This is a genomic window from Candidatus Alcyoniella australis (assembly GCA_030765605.1).
GTDB classification, from domain to species: domain Bacteria; phylum Lernaellota; class Lernaellaia; order JAVCCG01; family Alcyoniellaceae; genus Alcyoniella; species Alcyoniella australis.
Map to the genome: position 1 here is coordinate 1 of JAVCCG010000067.1, position 3,860 is coordinate 3,860.

Here is a 3,860-nt window from a genome sequence, read left to right on the forward strand (position 1 = left end):
ATCAAGAGCGCCTTCAACCGTTGGGAGGGAACGCACCAGACCTTCTGCGAGATCGACTTTACCTACCTCGACACGACCTCCTCCAACCGCTTCTCCGGCTCGGACAATAAAAACCTGGTGTTCTGGGTCGAGGACGGCTGGTCCTACGGGTCCAGCGCCCTGGCCGTGACACTCTGCACCTATTATGTGGATAGCGGACGCCTGGTGGATTGCGACGTTGGTTTCAACGGCCAGGACTTCACCTGGACCACCGCCGACACTGGCGGCAGCCAGAACATCCGCGAGGTGCTGACTCACGAGATCGGTCATTTCTGGGGCCTTGACCATTCCTCGCAACAGACCGCCACGATGTACGCCTATTACCAGCCGCGCTACCTGATCGCGGATTTGGACTTCGACGATATCCAGGGGGCCTACGACCGCTTTTGCCAGGGATCCCTTGAGAGCGACGACGAGCTGGAGCCCAACGACTCGCTGCTCACCGCCGTGCGCATCGACGCCGGTCGATCCTACGCCGGGCTGAAACTCTACGACCACGACGTATACAAGCTCTCGGTGCACAGCGGCGACGTGCTGGGCGTGGCGATCGAGGACGCGTCCTCGCGCGTCAAAGGGGTCCGGCTCTACGACGGCAACCGCTTGCTGCTCGACCAGCGCACCTGCACAGGTTCGTGCACCGCTTTTTTCGGCGAGATCAGCGGAGCGACCACTGTCTACCTCAAGATCTACGGCGCCTTTGACAGCCATTCGATCAAGGCCGACGACTACGGCTTCGCCCTATACATCGACGCCGACCCAGCCGACGACAACGCCGCGCCCGGCGCCCCGTACGATGTGGAGGACGACTCCGGCTCCTCAGACGACGACGATAACGACGACGGCTCCCGTCAGACCAGCGATGATGCTTCCGGCTGGTGCGGCTAATAGCCAGCTATGAAACAAGCCTCTCCGCGACGGACAATGGCGGGGAGGGGGTAATATTGTTGAAAAACAATATTGGGTAGGCGCTCGGCTGAAATCAGGTTGAGATTTTTTCGGATTGCCGGTCCGAAATACGCTGAGGTAGTTGCCTGGTTCGCACGGGGGCTCGCTCAGCGCGTTCTCAAAGGCGCTGCCCGGCTTGGAGCCGGGGGCAAAACTCGCAAGCGGACCAAACTCTTGGCTCAACGATAATCTCCGCGACGCGGCATAGATCGACGCTAAACGATCCGGGAAATATGCGAGCCTTGCAGCGGCTCATAGCCGCCCGGCTTCGCCAATGACGCTGGTCAGTCCTATTTTCGGATGAGAACCCGCTGATCAATCCCCCGCGCACACAATTGCATCGCCTTTGAGCTTAGCCGGAAAATAGAATCTCAAACTGATTTCAGCCGAGCGCGGGGGAGAGAGACGGCGGCGCAGCGCGCGACGCGCGCTACGCCGCCTGCCCACACCCCACCTGCTCGCCGGGGCTGTTTTATCCGTTGCCCAATAAAGACTCGGCGCGTTAGTATTTCAACGAATTTAACAACTCAATATCCGAGGGGGAGAGCATGCGACGCCTGTTGGTAGTCCTGATCGCGTTGGGCCTGATGTTTCTGGCGTTCAACCTGGCCTGCGACGAGGCCAAGGACGCGGCCGAAGACCTGGCGGACGACGATCTGCCCGATATTCTCGACGAGGGCGACATGGACGCGGACACGCCCGAGGGCTGGCGCTTCCTGTTCGCCATTGAGCTCAACGCGGACCAGGCCGAGAGCCTGGACGAGGACTGGTACGTCCCGCTGGAACTGCTCGGCGGCGGCGATGACATCGACGGCCAGATCATCGCGGCCAAGCAGGAGCAGCTCGAGGGCTACGGCTATCGGCTGTGGTTCAGCACCAAGGCCAAGGTCGAGGACGACCGTTTCAAGGTCGATGCCGACGTTAGTCTGCTCGACGGCGCGGCCGGCGGCCACGGCGGCGGGATCTACGCCTTCTACTCCTCGGACTACTCACTGAGCTTCATTGCCGGCGAGGTTTCGGACTGCGAGGGCAACGCCAAGGCCGACATCCTGGTCACGGCCACGGACTCGCCGTTCTTCACCTACACCATCGCAGGCGGCAAGTGGGCCCTGCCGGTGTGGAACGTCAACGTGACCAACCAAGGCGACGAGGGCAACTCGGTGGAGGTGCATTTCGACGACGGCGACTGCTACGGCTCGATGGCCATCGGCACCGCCCTGGGCGACAACGGCAAAATCGATGCCGAGCCGTACGCGCACGAGACCATGGGCGACAACTCCGACGTGATCAAGCCCGACCCGATCCTGATGAACGCCGGGGTGCCCGCGCGCGAGCCCTCGGGCGACAACCTGGACTTCGAGCTGTGCGACTTCACCAACTGGGAGGCCGCGCTGAGCGACTCGGGCGACGCCTATCCCTTTGCCCAGGTGCTCGACGCATCGTACGGCGTGTTCTTCCCCGGCGGCGGCGAGACCTGCTACGCGCTACTCTCCACCGGCGGGGCCAACCGCCAGACCGTGACGATCATGCGCACGGTGGAGGTCCCGGCCGACGCCACCGCATTCAAAATCTCCTACGACTTCATCAGCCAGGAGTACGCCGAGTGGGTCGGCTCGGGATTCAACGACGTGTTCACGCTCAAGATCCTCGGCTCGCCGGACTACATCATCTACCGCACGATCAACAACACCGCCGAGGCCGACCTGTGGGAGGCGCTGTCCGACCCCACGGCCCAGGCCGTGGCCGACATCGACCAGAGCACCGACGCGGCGCAGAATGACTCGGGCAAGATCTTCGATGGGCACCTCAAGGCCAACGCACGCGGTCCGCGGATCACCGACCATGCCGGCGCGTTCGCGGACTACGACATCAGCCCCTATCAGGGACAGGAGATCACCCTGGTGTTCACAATCGCCGACGTGGGAGACAAGATTTACGACAGCGCGGTCTTGATCGACTACATCAAGTTCGAGTAGCCGCAACGAACATCAAGGCCGGCCGCGATCGTTACTTGATCGCGCCGGCCATCGAGATCGCCACGCCCTCGGCCAGCCTGGAGATGATGTCGCGGCCAAAGAAGCACGAGTCCGCGGCGTAGGTGTCGCCCTCGTACTCCTCGGGCGTGATGAGATAGCCGAAGTGGCCGTTGGCCGGGGCCACGATAATACAGTCCAGGTTCTCGGGGCAGGTCTGTTTGAGGATCGCGCCCGCGGCGGTTGTCGGCTCGCCGGGAATGGCGATCATCACCAGCTTGCCCAGACGCATCACCTGCAACGTGGCCACGTTGTCCTTGACGAACCAGTGATTCATCCGGCCGAACATCCGCGCGCCCCATAGCGGCGCGAGAGTGATGTCGGGCAGTTTGCGGTGCGAGACCGCGGCCACGAACCCGGTATCGGTCATCGGCTGCACTTCGTCGAGCAGCCCCAAGGCGCTGTCGGCCAATTGGTTGCCGTAGGCGCGCATGTCGGCGATCTCGTCGGCCACGTCATCCTGCCAATCGGGCGTGGGCGCGGTATCGCCCAATGTGCCGTTGAGATACAGCGTCACGCTGTCCGGACCCATCGCGCTCTCGATCCGCGAGCAGACCACACCCGGGAAATCAGCCGAGATGTAGGGGCTTTTAAACGAGAGGATCGTCGGATGCGAGGTGAAGTGCACGATCGCGCCGATAGGCGTGCCGTCGAGCTCGCTCAGGCGCAGCACGGTCATCCGTTTGTCCACCGGGTAGCGCAACGGATCGGGTTGTAGGTTCCCTTCCATGCTGCTGCTGCTCACGTCGAACGCCGGGTCCAGGCGGCTGCGGTTCATGCCCTCGATCCGGGTGTCGGCGGTCTGGATCAACGCCGGCCGCTCGTTGCGCCGCGCCTGTACGA

The 3,860-nt window shown here is 62.8% G+C and carries 3 protein-coding genes; 2 read left to right on the plus strand and 1 reads right to left on the minus strand.

Going from position 1 to position 3,860, the window contains the following annotated elements:
* Nucleotides 1-924 (plus strand): matrixin family metalloprotease (locus P9M14_07575; GenBank protein MDP8255590.1); only part of this gene is annotated, 924 nt, incomplete at its 5' end.
* Nucleotides 925-1,532: 608 nt separating this feature from the next.
* Nucleotides 1,533-2,960 carry a choice-of-anchor L domain-containing protein gene (locus P9M14_07580; GenBank protein MDP8255591.1) on the plus strand — a complete coding sequence of 476 codons (1,428 nt, stop codon included), beginning with the start codon at nt 1,533-1,535 and terminating at the stop codon, nt 2,958-2,960.
* Between the two features lie 31 nt (nt 2,961-2,991).
* Here P9M14_07580 and P9M14_07585 read toward each other — a convergent pair.
* Nucleotides 2,992-3,860, minus strand: an 869-nt coding sequence (locus P9M14_07585) for a neutral/alkaline non-lysosomal ceramidase N-terminal domain-containing protein (protein ID MDP8255592.1), incomplete at its 5' end; no start/stop codon positions are given.